The 14,759-nt window shown below is 73.2% G+C and carries 13 protein-coding genes; 7 read left to right on the top strand and 6 right to left on the bottom strand.

What is annotated here, in order from left to right:
- Positions 1-175 precede the first annotated feature (175 nt).
- From ACQUFX_RS16095 to ACQUFX_RS16085, 3 genes are all read left to right on the top strand, one after another.
- Positions 176-1,396, top strand: a complete 1,221-nt coding sequence (locus ACQUFX_RS16095; protein WP_428961211.1) for a D-arabinono-1,4-lactone oxidase — start codon at positions 176-178, stop codon at positions 1,394-1,396.
- The gene (locus ACQUFX_RS16090) at positions 1,396-1,770 is read left to right on the top strand and encodes a sensory rhodopsin transducer (RefSeq protein WP_428961210.1); all 375 of its coding nucleotides are present in this window, start codon (positions 1,396-1,398) and stop codon (positions 1,768-1,770) included. The genes ACQUFX_RS16095 and ACQUFX_RS16090 overlap by 1 nt, the downstream gene beginning before the upstream one ends.
- Positions 1,771-1,859: 89 nt before the next feature.
- Positions 1,860-2,990: an FUSC family protein gene (locus tag ACQUFX_RS16085; protein WP_428961209.1), complete on the top strand. Its 1,131-nt coding sequence runs from the start codon at positions 1,860-1,862 to the stop codon at positions 2,988-2,990.
- 33 nt (positions 2,991-3,023) lie between these two features.
- On the opposite strand, the gene sthA is transcribed toward ACQUFX_RS16085, so the two are convergent.
- On the bottom strand, positions 3,024-4,427 hold the full coding sequence (sthA, locus tag ACQUFX_RS16080; protein ID WP_428961208.1) for a Si-specific NAD(P)(+) transhydrogenase: 1,404 nt from the start codon (positions 4,425-4,427) through the stop codon (positions 3,024-3,026).
- A gap of 322 nt (positions 4,428-4,749) precedes the next feature.
- Here sthA and ACQUFX_RS16075 point away from each other — a divergent pair, with 322 nt between their 5' ends.
- Positions 4,750-5,361, top strand: a complete 612-nt coding sequence (locus ACQUFX_RS16075; protein WP_428961207.1) for a sigma-70 family RNA polymerase sigma factor — start codon at positions 4,750-4,752, stop codon at positions 5,359-5,361.
- Positions 5,358-6,137 (top strand): hypothetical protein, encoded by a 780-nt coding sequence (locus ACQUFX_RS16070; protein ID WP_428961206.1) that lies wholly within the window; start codon positions 5,358-5,360, stop codon positions 6,135-6,137. Before ACQUFX_RS16075 ends, ACQUFX_RS16070 begins: the two co-directional genes overlap by 4 nt.
- 33 nt (positions 6,138-6,170) lie before the next feature.
- Here ACQUFX_RS16070 and ACQUFX_RS16065 read toward each other — a convergent pair whose 3' ends face one another.
- Positions 6,171-8,432 carry a catalase gene (locus ACQUFX_RS16065; protein WP_428961205.1) on the bottom strand — a complete coding sequence of 754 codons (2,262 nt, stop codon included), beginning with the start codon at positions 8,430-8,432 and terminating at the stop codon, positions 6,171-6,173.
- Between the two features lie 162 nt (positions 8,433-8,594).
- Between ACQUFX_RS16065 and ACQUFX_RS16060 the strand changes: the two genes are divergently transcribed.
- The gene (locus tag ACQUFX_RS16060) at positions 8,595-9,230 is read left to right on the top strand and encodes a M23 family metallopeptidase (RefSeq protein WP_428961204.1); all 636 of its coding nucleotides are present in this window, start codon (positions 8,595-8,597) and stop codon (positions 9,228-9,230) included.
- A 39-nt stretch (positions 9,231-9,269) separates the two neighbouring features.
- Here the strand turns inward: ACQUFX_RS16060 and ACQUFX_RS16055 are convergent, their stop codons facing one another.
- On the bottom strand, positions 9,270-9,890 hold the full coding sequence (locus ACQUFX_RS16055; protein ID WP_428961203.1) for an L-threonylcarbamoyladenylate synthase: 621 nt from the start codon (positions 9,888-9,890) through the stop codon (positions 9,270-9,272).
- Positions 9,891-10,010: 120 nt separating this feature from the next.
- Here ACQUFX_RS16055 and ACQUFX_RS16050 point away from each other — a divergent pair, with 120 nt between their 5' ends.
- Positions 10,011-10,373 (top strand): hypothetical protein, encoded by a 363-nt coding sequence (locus ACQUFX_RS16050; protein WP_428961202.1) that lies wholly within the window; start codon positions 10,011-10,013, stop codon positions 10,371-10,373.
- Positions 10,374-10,452: 79 nt separating this feature from the next.
- Here ACQUFX_RS16050 and ACQUFX_RS16045 read toward each other — a convergent pair whose 3' ends face one another.
- From ACQUFX_RS16045 to ACQUFX_RS16035, 3 genes are all read right to left on the bottom strand, one after another.
- On the bottom strand, positions 10,453-10,743 hold the full coding sequence (locus ACQUFX_RS16045) for an amphi-Trp domain-containing protein (RefSeq protein ID WP_428961201.1): 291 nt from the start codon (positions 10,741-10,743) through the stop codon (positions 10,453-10,455).
- Positions 10,744-10,823: 80 nt separating this feature from the next.
- A complete protein-coding gene (locus ACQUFX_RS16040) occupies positions 10,824-12,413 on the bottom strand; it encodes a xylulokinase (RefSeq protein ID WP_428961200.1) in 1,590 nt (529 codons plus the stop codon).
- Between the two features lie 3 nt (positions 12,414-12,416).
- Entirely contained in the window at positions 12,417-14,690 is a 2,274-nt protein-coding gene (locus ACQUFX_RS16035; RefSeq protein WP_428961199.1) for an aminotransferase class III-fold pyridoxal phosphate-dependent enzyme, read from the bottom strand.
- Positions 14,691-14,759: the final 69 nt, after the last annotated feature.

The raw sequence follows: 14,759 nt of genomic DNA, 5'->3' as shown, positions 1-14,759 counted from the left end.
ACCTGCGCTCCTCCACCGTCGACGACCCGGCCGCCGTCTCCCGTGGCGGTCGGGTCAGACCGTGGTTCCCCCGGCCCGGCACCGCGAAACCGGGGCCGCGCCGATCCGGGCGGCGCGGCGCATACCCGCGGCGACGGCGGGTAGGACGACGGGTCGGTCGAGGGGAGGAGCCGAGGTGGCCCGGTCGTTCGTCAACTGGTCCGGCAGCCTGTCGTTCACCCCGGCCGAGTACGTCGAACCCGCCGACGAGGACGAGGTCCGGGCCGTGGTGCTGCGCGCCCGCGAGGCCGGCACCACGATCCGCCCGGTCGGCTCCGGGCACTCCTCCAGCCCGCTGGTGCGCACCGACGGCATCCTGCTGAACCTGGACCGGATGGCCGGGGTGCTCTCCGACGACGGCGGTCTCGCCACCGCCCGTGCCGGCACCAAGCTCAAGGCCCTGGGCGAGGGGCTGTACGACGCCGGCCTGGCCATGGACAACCTCGGTGACGTCGACTACCAGTCCATCGCCGGGGCGACGGCCACCGGCACCCACGGCACCGGCATCCGGTTCGGCAACCTCTCCACCCAACTCGTCGGGGTGCGGCTGGTCACCGGCACCGGGCAGACGCTGGACATCGGGCCGGACGACCACGCCGACCTGCTGCCGGCCGCCCGGCTGTCGCTCGGCGCGCTGGGCGTGGTCACCCAGGTCACCCTCGACGTGCAGCCCCGGTACGAGCTGCGTCGGCGGGCGTGGTGCGCGCCGGTCGACTGGACCCTCGACCACCTGGCGGAGTTGCAGCACACCAACCGGAACATGGACTTCTACTGGTACCCCCGCAGCGACCGGACCCAGGTGCGCACCATGAACCGGACCGACGAGAAGCCCGTCGAGCGGGGCTGGCCCGCGCCGGGGCGGCCGCAGCGGGGGTGGGCCGACGAACTGCGGGAGGCCGAGGTCGGGCCGACCCACCGCACCATCCCCCAGCACCGGGACCTGCGCTTCGAGGAGATCGAGTACATGCTGCCCGCCGAGGCCTTCACGGCCTGCTTCGCCGAGGTCCGGCGGCAGATCCTGGACCGGCACCGCCGCACGGTGGGCTGGCGGGTGCTGGTGCGCAGCATCGCCGCCGACGACCTGTGGCTGAGCAACGCCTACGGGCGGGCCACCATCACCATCGCCTGCCTCCAGAACACCTCACTGCCGTACGAGGAGTACTTCCGGGACATGGAGGCGGTCTTCCGCCAGTACGGCGGTCGTCCGCACTGGGGCAAGAAGCACTGGCTGACCGCCCGCGACCTGCGCCCGCTCTACCCGTGCTGGGACGACTTCCAGGCGGTCCGGCGGCGGCTCGACCCGGACGGCGTGTTCCGCACCCCCGACCTGGCCCGGCTGCTGGAGGAGGAGAACTGATGCCGGACCTCGGCGCGCGGACCTGGGTCGTCCCCGGCGGTCACATCCCCTTCCCCAGCACCGGCCCGGAGCCGGAGTTCACCGGCTTCGACCAGCTCTGCGTGCTCAACGCCACCGACAGCGAGGCCGAGCTGGAGCTCACCGTCTACTACGAGGACACCGAACCGGTGGGGCCGTACCGGCTGCGGGTGGGGGCCCGGCGGGTCCGGCACGTCCGGGTCAACGACCTGATCGACCCGGAGGCGGTTCGGCTCGACCGGCCGTACGGCTGCGTGCTGCGCTCCGGCGTACCCGTGGTGGTGCAGTTCCTGCGCCAGGACACCCGGCTGCCCGGGGTGGTGGCGCTGGCCACCAATCTGGCGTACCCGGCCTGACCGAGCCCGGACGGCGTGCGGCGGCCCCGGCGCGGCAGCCGGGCCGGACCCTCAGGTTCGCGCCAACCCCCGCGCGGGTATGCCCGCCCATGCGGATCGGGGCGGACGGGTCGACACTGCCGGGCCGGCTGCGCGCCCGGTTCCGGGCGGCCGGGCACAGCGGCTACCGGCGGCTGCGCACGTACCTGATCGTGGCGGTGCAGGCCGGGCTGGCCGCCGCGCTGTCCTGGGTGGTGGCCCGGGAGGTGCTGGGCAACCCCGACTCGACGTTCGCGCCGGCCGCCGCCGTCGGCGTGATCGCCGCCGCGCTCGGCAACCGGGCCCGCCGCACCGTCGAACTGGTCGTCGGCGTGCTGCTCGGGATCGCGGTGGGCGACGTGCTGATCCTGCTGCTGGGCACCGGGCCGTGGCAGACCGGCGTGGTCGTCTTCCTGGCGATCACGGTGGCGGCGACGGTCCGGGGGCCGGGCGCGCTGACCACCCAGGCCGGGGGTACCGCCGTGCTGATCGCCACCCTCACGCCGACCGCCCCCGGGCTGGAGCTGCCCCGGACCATCAACGCGCTGGTCGGCGGGGTGGTCGGCCTCTTCGTGGTGCTCGTCATCGCCCCGCTGAACCCGTTGCGGACGGTCCGCCGGGTCGCCGACCACTCGCTGGACCTCTTCGCCCGCGAGATGACCGCCTCGGCCGAGGCGCTGGCCCGCGCCGACGTGGGGGCGGTGGAGCGGGTGCTGGCCCGGATGCGGGCCAACGAGTCGGAACTGCACCGGCTCACCGAGGTCGTCGGCGCCGCCGAGGAGGTGGTCCGGTTCTCCCCGGTGCGCTGGCGTCGGCGAAGGGCGCTGGCGGCGTACCGGCGGGGCACGGAGCACATGGACCGGGCCTTTCGCAACAGCCGGACGCTGGTACGCCGGATCGGCACCGCGCTGCGCGACGGGGAGCCGGTCCCGCCGGACCTGCCCGCCGCCATCGAGCACTACGGCGAGGCGGTCCGGTTGCTGCACCGCGAGTTCCTGGGCGACCGGGAGCCGGTGGGCGCGCGCGAGCGGGTGCTGCGCGCGGTCAGGGAGGCGGGGGCGGCCTGCCGGCAGGAGATCGGCTTCTCCGGCACCATCGTCGTGTCCCAGCTCCGGACCATCGCCAACGACCTGCTCCGCGCCACCGGGGTACCCGCCGACGAGGCCCGCCGGCTGGTCCGCCGGGCCGCCGCCGGTCAGTAGCGTGCGGTGGCGGTCACCAGCGTCCGGTCAGGTTTATCCGTTGATGCGGGTGATGTTGCGGATCTTGTTCGCCGCGTCCAGGGCGGCCACCTTGTACGCCTCGGCCAGGGTCGGGTAGTTGAACACCGCGTCGACCAGGTAGTCGATCGTGCCGCCGCACCCCATCACGGCCTGTCCGATGTGGACGATCTCGGTGGCGCCGGTGCCGAAGACGTGCACCCCGAGCAGCCGGCCGTCCTCCGGCGAGACCAGCAGCTTCAACAGGCCGTACGAGTCGCCGACGATCTGCCCCCGGGCCAGTTCGCGGTACCGGGCGATGCCCACCTCGAACGGCGTCGAACTCTCGGTCAACTGCTCCTCGGTCTGCCCGACGAAGCTGATCTCGGGAATCGTGTAGATGCCGATCGGCTGCAACCCGTGCATCGCGCGGGCCGGCTCGTCGCAGGCGTGCTGCGCGGCCAGCCGGCCCTGCTCCATCGAGGTGGAGGCCAGCGCCGGGAAGCCGATCACGTCACCGACGGCGTAGATGTTCTCCACGGCGGTGCGGTAGTTCGCGTCGACGCTGATCCGCCCGCGCCGGTCCGCCGTCAGCCCGGCCGCGTCCAGGCCCAGGTCGTCGGTCTGCCCCTGGCGGCCGGCGGAGTACATCACGGTGTCCGCGACGATCTTCTTGCCGCTCTTGAGGATGCACAGCGCGGCGGCGTCGTGCTTCTCCACCGCGGCGACCTCCTCGCCGAAGCGGAACGTCACGGAGAGGTCGCGCAGGTGGTACTTGAGCGACTCGACGATCTCCTCGTCGCAGAAGTCCAGCATCCGTTCGCGGCGCTCCACCACGGTCACCTTGGTGCCGAGCGCGGCGAACATGGAGGCGTACTCCATGCCGATCACCCCGGCGCCGACCACAACCATGCTGCGCGGCACCGCCTGGAGGTTGATCACCCCGTCGGAGTCCACGATCGTCCGCTCGTCGAAGTCGACGCTGTCCGGGCGGGCGGGACGGGTGCCGGCGGCGATGATGGCCTTGTCGAAGGTGACCCGGATGTCCCGCCCGGAGCCGCCGTCCACCCAGACCGCGTGCGGGTCCGCGAACCGGCCGGTCCCCGTGATCAACGTGATCCGGTTCCGGGCCAACTGGTTGCGGATGACGTCGGTCTGCCGGCTGATCACGTGCTGGGTCCGGGCGGCCAGGTCGCCCACCGTGATCTCGTCCTTGACCCGGTAGCTGCTGCCGTACAGGTCCCGCTGGGTCAGGCCGGTGAGGTACAGCACCGCCTCGCGCAGCGTCTTGGACGGCACGGTGCCGGTGTTGATGCACACCCCACCGAGCATGTCGCGCCGGTCCACGATGGCGACCCGCCGGCCGAGCTTGGCGGCGGCGATCGCGGCCTTCTGGCCACTGGGTCCGGAGCCCAACACCAACAGGTCGAAGTCATACACGTGCGCTAGCCTCGCAAGATCTCGCGGCCGGCGCCAGTTGGGTGCCGGGACGGCCGACCCGATCCGACCGGGTGTCCGACCGGCCGGCTGCGGGCCGTGACGGCGGCCCGACCGTCGGTCACGATTTCCGGTCCGTGGCCCGCGTCCGGCACCCCCGGGCGTACCGGATCGGTCTCGCAGCGTCGCGGGGATATGGACACCGGTGCCGGTGTGCGGAAGCATTCCCTGGAGTCGGCCGGCCCCCTATCTTGGGGGGTCGTACCCGGAGGGCCACGTGACCGGCACCGGGGCAGGCGGACTGAATCGACGAGAGAGGTGCTTTGTGGGGGAGCCGGAGAACGTCCTCGTTCCGGCCGTCGCGCCACCGCGAGTCGACCACCCGCCCGCCGTGCCGGCCGGGTTCGTCGCGTTCTACCGGGAGCGGTACCGCGAACTGGTGCGGGTCGCGATGTACTTCGGGGCCGCCGAGCCCGAGGCGTACGACGCGGTCGCGGCGGCCACGCTGGAGGTGCTGATCCGCTGGGACGACATCAACAACCCGTACCAGTACGCCCGGACGGCCGCGATCAGCAACTTCGTCAAGTACCGCACCCGGGGCGGCCACCGGCCCCGGCACCGGCAGGCCGAGGCGGGCCGGTCCACCCCGGACGGCACCGACCCGCCGCCGAACACCTCGGCGGAGGACCGGCAGGACGTCATCCGGCTGCTCGCCCAGCTTCCGCACCCGCAGCGGCAGGTGATGGCGCTCACCGTGGACGGGTACGGCAGCGCGGAGATCGCCAACCAGCTCGACCAGACGCCGTCCCGGGTCCGGGAACTGCGTCAGACGGCCCGGCAGAACCTGTCGGAGCTGCTGGCCGCCCGGGATCCGCAGGACGACTGGCGGTCGCTGTTCGGCGCCGGCCGCCTGACAGCGGGAACGGAGACCCGATGATCCCCAACGGCACCCCGGTGTCGGACCAGGCCGAGCCCGGTCGGGTCGGTGTCCTCGACGACGACGGAATCGACTCGATCATCGACAGCATCACCCAGATCGAGGTGGACGCGAGCCTGCGCCGGACCCTGGCCGCGGCCGGATACGCGGAGTACCGTGCCATGGCCCCGGCCCGGCTGCCCCGCTCCGAGCCGTACGTCGCGGTCGCGGAACGCGGTGCCGACGACCAGCTCGCCGCCGCCCAGCGGGAGGTGGACCGGCTCCTCGCCGAGGCGCGCGAGCACGCGGAACGGGTGGTCCGCGACGCCTACACCAGGGCGCAGGCCGTGGAGCGGGAGGCGCACGAGCGGCACCAGAGCGTGCTGGGCCGGCTGGAGGCCGAACGCGACCACCTCCAGGCCCAGCGGGACCACCTCCAGCTCCAGCGTGACCAGCTCCAGGCGCAGCGCGACCAGTTCCAGGTCCAGCGCGACCAGTTCCAGGTCCAGCGCGACCAGCTCCAGAACCAGGTGGAGACCCTGCGGGCGTTCGAGCGCGAGTACCGGGCCCGGCTGATGGCCTACCTGGACGACCAGATGCGCCAGCTCCGCGAGGAGGCCGGCCTCGGGACCCGCCCGCAGCTCTACCCGGCGTACCCGCCACCGCTCACCGCCGACGCCGGCCCGATGGCCGGTCCCGGCTCCGCGCCGCCGGCCGGCGGGTCCGGCTTCGCGCCGTTGACCGGCGTACCCGGCTCCGCGCCGCCGGCCGGCGGGCCCGGCTACGGCGAGGCGTAGCCGGGCCCGTTTCCCGAGCGGTACGACGGCGGGTCAGGCGATCCGGGCCGGGAACCGTTCCCACACCCGGTGCCGGGCCAGCAGCCCTCCGACGGTGTCGACCACGTCGGCGGCGGCGGTGGCCGTCACGACGCCCGGGGTGTCGGCCACGCCCGCCTGCCGGAGCACGTCGACGCCCGCGCCCCAGGCGCCGATCGCCTTGGCGTGCCGCCAGCACTCCTCGACCAGCAGCAGCACCCGGGGATCGACGGCCACCGCGCCGGCCGTGCCGGCCTTGGCGTCGCGGGCGCCGATCGCGTCCGGCGCGGGTGCCGGCGCCCCGGCCAGCAGCAGCGCGTCGAACTCGACCGACCGGCCGGTGGCGAAGGTCCGTTGCACGGGCAGGTCGCCCACGGTGCCGCCGTGCGGCGCGACCAGCAGCGGTACCAGGCCGGCGGCGAGGAGCGACCGGCGGACCCGGTCGACGTCGTCGAGGTCGCCGTCCGGGTCCACGACGATGCCGACCATCCGTCCGTCGGCCGGCCACTCCCGGCCGACCTGGGACAGGGCGGGGCTGGGCGTCACCTCGGGCAGCGGCCCGGTGGGCTCCGGCACGGGCAGCCCCAGCCCGGTGGCGACCTCGGCGCAGAGCACCGGGTCGATGGCCGCCAGGCACCGGAGTTGGCGCTCCCGGATCGCCTGGTGGTAGCACTTGCCCAGCTCGAAGGTGTACGCGCGGACGATGTGCTCCCGCTCCACCGGCGACATGCTCTGCCAGAACAGCCGCGCCTGGCTGAAGTGGTCGTCGAAGGAGGCCGGGTTGGCCCGTACCTTCGGCGCCTGCGCCACCGTCACCGGCACGTCGACGAAGGCGTGCTCGTCGTCGCCGGCCGGGAAGGGGTTGCCGCCGTCGAGCGAGTTCGGCCGGTACGGCGCCACCCCGGCGTGCACGGCGTGCTGGTGGAAGCCGTCGCGCAGCATGTCGTTGACCGCCGCGTGCGGCCGGTTGACCGGGATCTGCGCGAAGTTCGGGCCGCCCAGCCGGGTGAGCTGCGTGTCGACGTAGGAGAAGAGCCGGCCCTGCAACAGCGGGTCGTTGGTGACGTCGATGCCCGGCGGGAGGTGACCGGGGTGGAAGGCCACCTGCTCGGTCTCGGCGAAGAAGTTCGTCGGCGTCCGGGTGAGGACCAGCCGCCCGACCGCCTGCACCGGGGCGAGTTCCTCCGGCACGAGCTTCGTCGGGTCGAGCAGGTCGATGCCGGCGAAGGTCTCCTCCGGGGTGTCGGGGAAGACCTGGAAGCCGAGTTCCCACTCCGGGTACGCCCCGGCCTCGATCGCGTCGTACAGGTCCCGGCGGTGGAAGTCCGGGTCGATGCCGCCGAGCAGTTGCGCCTCCTCCCAGGTCAGGGAGTGCACCCCCAGCTTCGGCTTCCAGTGGAACTTGGCCAGCGCCGTCTCCCCGGCGGCGTTGACCAGCCGGAAGGTGTGCACCCCGAAGCCCTCCATCGTCCGGTACGAGCGCGGGATGCCCCGGTCGGACATGTTCCACATGGTGTGGTGCTGCGCCTCGGTGTGCAGCGAGACGAAGTCCCAGAAGGTGTCGTGCGCGCTCTGGGCCTGCGGGATCTCCCGGTCGGGGTGCGGCTTGGCGGCGTGGATGATGTCGGGGAACTTGATGGCGTCCTGGATGAAGAAGACCGGCATGTTGTTGCCGACCAGGTCGAAGGTGCCCTCGTCGGTGTAGAACTTGGTGGCGAAGCCCCGGGTGTCGCGGACGCTGTCGGCCGACCCCCGGGAGCCCAGGACGGTGGAGAAGCGCACGAAGACCTCCGTCTCGTGGCCCTTGCGGAGGAAGCCGGCCCGGGTCACCGCCTCGGCGGTGCCGTAGCCGGTGAACACCCCGTGCGCCCCGGCGCCCCGGGCGTGCACCACCCGCTCGGGGATGCGCTCGTGGTCGAAGTGCGTGATCTTCTCGCGCAGGTGGTGGTCCTGGAGCAGGACCGGGCCGCGCGGCCCGGCCTTGAGCGAGTGGTCCGTGTCGCGCAGCCGGGCCCCCTGCGCGGTGGTGAGGTGGGCGCCCTGCTGGGCGTGCGCGTCGGCCGGCACCCCGGTCCGGGCGCCGGTGGGGGTACGGGTCTGCGGCGTGCCCTGCTCCGCCTTCGGCGGCAGCGGCTCCTGGGGCGTGGTCGGCTCCTCGACCGGCGGCGGCACGCTGCCCGGCGCGCCGGGGGCGTCCGGGGCCAGGGCGGCGGCGACCTTCTCGGCGGCGGCATCCACCACGTTCCGGACGACCTCGGCGGGCTTGCGGGATTCCATCGGGACGAACACCTCCACACGACACGACGACGGCTGCTCCCAGAGCCCTACCCCCACCCGACCCGGCAAAACGCCGCAAACCGCGTGTCACCCGCCTCGATCCGTGTGGGCCCCACCACCCGGACGCCGCGCGTCTTGCCGGTGTCTGCCATCCTCGGGACGGTGACCTCCGGCCAGCCGAGCAGACACCGTGCCCGCCGTCGGGGCCGACTGCTGCGTACCCTCCTCGTGCTCGGCACGCTCGCGGCCCTCGGCGCGGTCGCCGTGCTGGTCGTGCCGCTGCTGCTGCCGCCGGGCCCGCGCCCTCCCTTCCAGCTTCCGGTGGCCTGCGGCGAGACCTGGCAACTGGGCACCTACCCCGGGCACGACGACTACGACGTGGACCTGTTCCCCACCGAGGGCGAGGCGTGGGGGCGGCCGGTGCTCGCCTCGGCCGCCGGCACGGTCACCGTGGCGGGGATCAACGGCTCGTTGGGCGGGCGTACCCCGGAGAACCCGGACGGCCCGCGTGGCCGGGGCGGCGGATACTGGGTCAAGATCGACCACGGCGGTCGGTGGGAGACCCAGTACCTGCACCTGCTCGAACCGCCGCTGGTCCGCGAGGGGCAGCGGGTGGCCCAGGGTGAGCAGATCGGCCGGCTCGGCAGCACCGGCAACTCCGGGGCCCCGCACCTGCACTACGAGCAGCGCCGGGGCTGGGACAAGGTGGAGGCCCACTTCGACGGGGAGCCCTCCGGCATCACCCACGACGACGCCGAGTACACGGTCCGGCGCACCAGCAACAACTGTCCGGGCTGACGGGACCGGTGACGCGGGCCCGGACCGGGGCGGGAACGGCTACGCGAAGCGGTCCGGGTCGCCCGCGCCGACCCGGACGATCTCCGGCTCGCCCTCGGAGAAGTCGACCACGGTGGTCGGCTCGGTGCCGCAGTCCCCGGCGTCGACCACCGCGTCGACGGCGTGGTCGAGACGTTCCTTGATCTCCCAGCCCTGGGTCATCGGCTCGTCGTCGCCGGGCAGCAGCAGGGTGCTGGACAGCAGCGGCTCGCCCAGCTCGTCGAGGAGCGCCCGGGTCACGGTGTGCGCGGGGATCCGGACGCCCACCGTCTTCTTGCGCGGGTGCAGCAGCCGGCGCGGCACCTCCTTCGTCGCCGGCAGGATGAACGTGTAGCTGCCCGGGGTGGCCGCCTTCACCGCGCGGAACACCGCGTTGCCGAGGTGCACGAACTGGCCGAGCTGGGCGAAGTCGCGGCAGACCAGGGTGAAGTGGTGGCCGCTGTCGAGGTGGCGGATCTCCCGGATCCGGTCCATGCCGTCCTTGTTGCCGAGGCGGCAGCCCAGCGCGTAGCACGAGTCCGTCGGGTAGGCGATCAGGCCGTCCCGCCGGACGGTGTCGACCACCTGGCCGATGATCCGGGGCTGCGGGTTGTCCGGGTGCACGTCGAAGTACCTCGCCATGGCCGGAAGCTTAGGCCGCCGGAAAGTGTCGCCTTCCCGACAGTGCCCGGTCCCTGTTAAAGGTAGACAGTCATCGTTCTGCGTATGGTCGTACGCGCTCCCGGCGGCGGATACGGAGACATGCTCCGGTACCCCGCGATGCCCACCCCGGTCCGGGTCACCGTGCTCGTCTTCGCTCTCCTGACACTGCTGTTCGCCCTGGCGGCGGTGCACCGGCTGGTGGCCGAGAGCGGCTCCCTCGGCGCCGCCGTCTTCTTCGCCGCGATGGCCGGGGCCTGCACGCTGGTGACGGTCAGCCTCGCCGGCCGCCGCCCGTGGGCGCCCTACCCGGCGTACGCCGTGTCGGTGTTGCTGGCGACGGCCTCGCTCGGCCTCTTCGGCGCGATCACCATCGTCGGCCTGGGCCTGCTGGTCTGGGTGCTCTGGGCCCTGAACACCCGGGCGTCCCGGGACTGGATCAGCGGTCGACGCCGGCTGCGCTGACGCCACCGGCCCGGGTGCCGTGGGTGTGAACAGGGGCCCCTTCCTCTACCGGAGAGGTTAAGAAGGGGCCCTTCCTTACTTACTCGGCGGGCGTCTCGTCCGACTCGGCCTCGGCGGGCTGCTCCGCCTCGGCGGTGGGCTCGGCCGCCGGGGTGGCCTTCGGGTTCGTCCAGGAGAACTCGATCTCGATGGAGAACTCGTCCGGGCCCTCCTGCTCGATCTCCAGCTCGCACTCCACCTGGTCGGCGACGGCGACGGTGCCGGCGGCCCCGTAGAAGACCTGACCGGCCTCCACCTGGCTCGCCACCTGCCGCAGCCACGCGGCCAGATCCGCCCGCGACACGGTCCGGGCGTCCTCGTAGATATCCATGGCGACATGTTGACATTCCACCCTGGATGTCCGACCCGCAGGGTGCCGCCGCCGGCGCGGCCCGGGTCCGGTCGTGGGGGTCAGCGGTTCAGCCGTCGGTAGACCGGGGCCAACCGCCGGTGCAGGTCCCGGTAGACCGTGTAGACCTCGTCGTAGGTGGCCCGGTGCGCGGGTGTCGGCTCGAAGACCCGGTCGGTCCGGACCAGGTCGGGGATGTCGGCGAAGGAGAGCCGCCCGGTGCCGACCGCGCCGATCCACCCCGCGCCCCGGGCGTTGACCGCTAGCGGCCGGGCGTCCCGCCGGATCGGCACGCCGAGCACGTCGGCGAAGATCTGGCACCAGGAGTTCGACAGCGCCCCGCCGCCGGTGATCGCCAGCGAGGTCACCGGCGCGCCGAGGAACCGGTCGACGGCGCGGGCCAGCCAGCGGGTGTTCAACGCGACCCCCTCGAAGACCGCGCGCAGCAGGTCCGAGCGGGTGGTGTCGAGGGAGATGTTGAAGAAGCCGGCGCGCAGGCTGGAGTCGTCGACCGGGGCGCGCTCGCCGTACAGCCAGGGGGTGTAGAGCACGCCGTTGGCCCCCGGCGGCACGGCGGGCAGGATCCGGTCGAAGGCGTCGAAGATCGAGCCCTCGTCCCGGCCGACGTGGCCGGCGGCGACCAGCGGGTCGTCGTACTCCACCACCTTGTCGCGCAGCCAGGTCAGGTTCGCCCCGGCGGTGGCCTGCAGCGCGGTCATCAGGTACCGGTCGCCGATCGCACAGGGCACCGCCGCGATGCCGGCCGCCACGTCGGTCTTCTTGCGGGGCACGTGTGCCGCGATCCACGACGAGGTGCCCAGGTACAGGTGCGGCTCGTGGTCGCGGGTGGTGCCGGCGCCGATCGCGGCGGCGGTGTTGTCGATCGCCCCGGCGACCACCCGTACCGAGCCGGGCAGCCCCAGGTGCGCGGCGGCGGCCGGGGCGAGCGTGCCGATCACGTCGGTACAGGCCACGATCGGCGGCAGCTTGTCCGCGTCGATCCCGCAGTCGGCGACCAGGGCGGGGGAGTAGCGGACCGCGCCGGGCCGCCGGTTGTCGGTCACCCACGAGGTGAGGATCGAGTCGACCGTGGCGACCGTGCGGCCGGTCAGCCTCAGGTTGATCCAGTCCAGCACGTTGAGGAACGCGGCGGTGCGCTCGTACACCGCCGGCATCGCGTCGCGGACCAGCAGCATGTGCGCCGCCGGGTCCTTGCCGGTCACCGAGGGCATCCCGCCGGTCAGCCGCAGCCAGCGGGCGATCCGGCGCACCGACATGCCCTGGTACGCGGGGAAGCCGCCGAACTGCCGGCGCAGGTGCGCCGCGCCCCGCATGTCCAGCCAGGTGATGCACGGGGTCAACGCGACGCCGGCCGCGTCCACGGCGATGGTGCCCTCGCCCTGCGTCGAGGCGCAGACCGTGTCGACCGCCCGCATCGCCTCCGGGTGCGCCCGGCCCAGGTCGGCGGCGACCTGCCCGAGCGCCGTCCACCAGGCGTCCGGGTCCTGCTCGGCCCCGCCACCGGGGAGCACCCGCAGCGGTACCGGGCGCTCGGCCCAGCCGGTGACGGTGCCGTCGGCGGCCACCAGCGCGGCCTTCATCCCCGAGGTGCCCAGGTCGACGGCGAGCACCCGGGGCGCCGTGCCGCCCACCGCTCAGACCCCTTCGACCAGCGCGAACACCTGCTCGAAGCGGGCCAGCGCGTCGTCGATCACCGCGTCGGTGTCGGCCATCGACGTGTACATCCGCGAGCCGGCGAGGGTGATGATGCCGTGCGCCGCGTACGCCGCGCCCATCTGCTCCATCAGCCGCTTGCGCGCCTTGTTCTCCCGCAGCAGCTTCAGCGGGTTGCGCATGTCCAGCAGCATCACCCCGCTGCACTCCAGGTGCACGATGGAGCCCTGGTTGTACGCCACGTACGGCAGGCCGTACCGGTCGATGAGCCGTTGCAGGCCCCGGGTGAGCCGGTCCCCGGCCCGGCCGGCGATCACCGGCGCGTTGGTCCGGGCCATCTCCTCGATGGCGAAGTAGCCGGCCGCGCAGGACAGCGGGTTGGCCGAGAGCGTCCCGCCGACCTGGATGTGCGCCCCGCTCTTGCCGTCCAGCCCGGAGCCGAAGACCGCCATCACGTCGGCCCGGCCGCCGACCCCGCCGGCCATCGGGTAGCCGCCGGAGACCGCCTTGCCGAGCACGGTCAGGTCGGGGGTGACCCCGAAGTACCCGGCCGCCCCGCCCAGCCCGACACGGAACCCGGTGACCACCTCGTCGAAGACCAGCAGCGCGCCGAACTCGTCGCAGAGTTCCCGGACCCTGGCGTTGAAGTCACGCGGCACCGGGCGGGTGCCGGACTCCGGGCCGACCGGCTCGACCACCACGGCGGCGGTGCCGCCGCGCAGCCGGTTCTCGATCAGCTTGCGCCTGAGCTGACCCAGGTCGTTCGGGAACGACTCCCGGGTCCGGCTGGTCGCGCCGAACGGGATGCCCTTGGCGTTCATCCGGTACGTCCCCGGCACCCGCAGCCCGTAGACCATCGTGTCGGACCAGCCGTGGTACGCGCCGCCGACCTTGATCACCATCGGCTTGCCGGTGAAGGCGCGGGCCCCCCGGACGGCGGCCATCACCGCCTCGGTGCCGGAGCCCAGCGCCCGGTACATCTCCACGTGCGGCATGAACCGGTGGATGATCTCGGCGAGCTTGAGTTCGTACTCGTGGAACAGGCCGGTGACCGGGCCGGACTCGCGGACCACCTCGGCGACCCGCTCGTTGACCGGGGCGTAGTTGCTGCCCAGGATCGTCGGGCCACCGGCCTGGAGGAAGTCGATGTAGACGTTGCCGTCCCGGTCGACCAGGTGGGCGCCCTCGGCCCGGTCGATCGCGAGCGGGAACGGGTAGTTGAAGGCCAGGTTGTGCTGCACCCCGCCGGGGATGCGCCGCTTCGCCCGGTCGGTGATCTCCCGGCTGGCCCGGCACTTGGTGTCGAAGTAGCCGAGCACGTCGAGCAGCGCGTCGTGCCGTAGTCCCCGGATCGGCTGGGCGGTCAGCGCCCGCAGCCGCCGCAGGACGTCGTCGACGTCGAGGTACTCGCTGATCGCGTACCCGAGCCGGGCGGCCTCGGCCCCGGGCGCGTCACCGGCCGGCCCCGCCCCGTCGGCCGGGTCCGTTGCCGGGCCGTCGGCGGCGGGGCGGGCGACGGCGTCGGCGCTGGGCAGGTCCTCGTCGGCCGGTACCCGCAGCGGCTCGACCGCCGCGGTGATCTGGGCGGCGATGCGCTTCTCGTCGGCGCGCAGCTTGCCGAAGGCGATCTCCCGGATCGCGGCCGGGATGGTGTGCACCTTGCCGGACTCGGTGGCCAGCGCCATCAGGTAGGCGATGGAGACCTTCTCCAGCAGCGCCATGTTGAACACCGCCCGGTCCGGGTCGGTGCCGAGCGCGACGATGCCGTGGTTGGCGAGGATGAAGGCGTTGTCCCCGCTGGTCACCCGCTTCTGCACGTTCTTCGCCAGGAAGGAGGTGCCCGAGGGGGCGTAGTCGACGATCGCGACCTGCCGGCCCAGGAAGCGCACCTGCTCGTCGGAGAGCGCCGGGATCGGCCTGCGGAGCACGGCCAGCGCCGAGGCGTACGGCTGGTGGGTGTGCACGATCGCGTTGACGTCCGGCCGTTCCCGGTAGATGTTGGCGTGCATCCCGCACTCGATGGACGGCTTCAGCGCGGCGCCGCTGTCGTCGGGCACGTGCCGGCCGTCGAAGTCGACGAGGCAGACGTCCTCCACGCGCATCCGGTCGTAGTCGTAGTTGCTCGGGGTCACCGCGTAGAGCCGGTGGCCAGGGACGCGGACCGACACGTTGCCCTCGGTCGCCTTGAGGTATCCCCGCGCGAGCATCGTTCGGCACATGTCGACGACGTGCTGGCGGGAGGTGCGATGCTGCACGGGACGCTCCTCGGTCGGGTCCACAGTGGGCCGGGTGGGTCCATCGGGTCGGGTGGGGTCCATCGTCGC

The sequence above is a fragment of the Micromonospora fluostatini genome, assembly GCF_050410825.1.
GTDB classification, from domain to species: Bacteria; Actinomycetota; Actinomycetes; order Mycobacteriales; family Micromonosporaceae; genus Micromonospora; species Micromonospora rosaria.
Note: the sequence above shows the minus strand (reverse complement) of the source record. Positions and strands in the feature narration are given on the sequence as shown.